This window comes from Gluconacetobacter asukensis, from assembly GCF_014174375.1.
Taxonomy (GTDB): domain Bacteria; phylum Pseudomonadota; class Alphaproteobacteria; order Acetobacterales; family Acetobacteraceae; genus Gluconacetobacter; species Gluconacetobacter asukensis.
In genome coordinates this window covers 1-899 of record NZ_JABEQE010000055.1, presented here as the reverse complement: position 1 = coordinate 899, position 899 = coordinate 1, and the positions used below count along the sequence as shown (strand labels likewise).

Here is an 899-nt window from a genome sequence, read left to right as displayed (position 1 = left end):
AGAGACCGTTTGAGAATGTGTTGATGCGGTGGCTTGGGCGTGATTCAAGCTGGGGATGTGGACCCGAGCGAGCCGTGGCCGGATGGCTGGATTTGAGAAGCGATTAAAGCGCTACCCGACCGATCTGACGGATGAGGAATGGCTGTTCATTCAGCCGTTTCTGCCGTCAGCGGCCAAGCGCGGTCGCAAGCCTGCGACGGACCTGCGCGATGTGCTTGATGCGCTTCGCTATCTGGCACGAACAGGCGGTGGATGGCGGATGCTGCCGAACGACTTCCCGCCCTGGCAGACAGTGTATTGGTGGTTCCGCCGCTTCATGCGCCGGCTCCTGTTCCGCACGATCCACGACGTCGCACTGATGCTCGACCGTGAACGCGAAGGGCGCGAGCAGAGCCCGACGGCCGCCGTCGTTGATAGCCAGTCCATCAAGGCACCAGCCGCGGAAAAGCGGGGCTTTGATGCTGGCAAGAAGGTTGTCGGTCGTAAACGACACATTGCCGTCGATACAGATGGCCGATTGCTCATGGTCAATCTGACCACCGCCGATATCTCCGATAGTGCTGGTGCTCAAGCGATCGTCGTGGCCATTCGCAAGCGATGGCCCTGGCTCAAGCATCTGTTCGCTGACGGTGCCTACGACCGCACCCGTCTTATGGATGCCGCGACCTATCAGGATTTCGTCCTCGAGATCATTCGCCGCTCCGACAAGGAGCCGGGCTTCAAGGTGTTGCCCCGGCGCTGGGTCGTCGAGCGCACTTTCGGTTGGATGATGCGCTGGAAGCGCCTCGTTCGGGATTACGAGCAGAGGATCGACGTCTCGGAGGCAATGATCCATGTCGCTCTCGGTAGCCTCATGCTCCGCAGAATTGTCCACCCATGACCATTCTCAAACGGACTCT

At 60.1% G+C, this 899-nt stretch carries 1 protein-coding gene; it reads left to right on the top strand.

Annotated elements, in window-relative coordinates; translation table 11 throughout:
• Positions 1–55 precede the first annotated feature (55 nt).
• Positions 56–880, top strand: a complete 825-nt coding sequence (locus tag HLH35_RS19685) for an IS5 family transposase (protein WP_182950459.1) — start codon at positions 56–58, stop codon at positions 878–880.
• The last annotated feature ends 19 nt before the right edge of the window (positions 881–899 follow it).

What these genes read in the sequence shown, in the direction of transcription:
- HLH35_RS19685 (WP_182950459.1), top strand. Translation starts at nt 56, where the DNA reads ATGTGGACCCGAGCGAGCCGTGGCCGGATGGCTGGATTTGAGAAGCGA.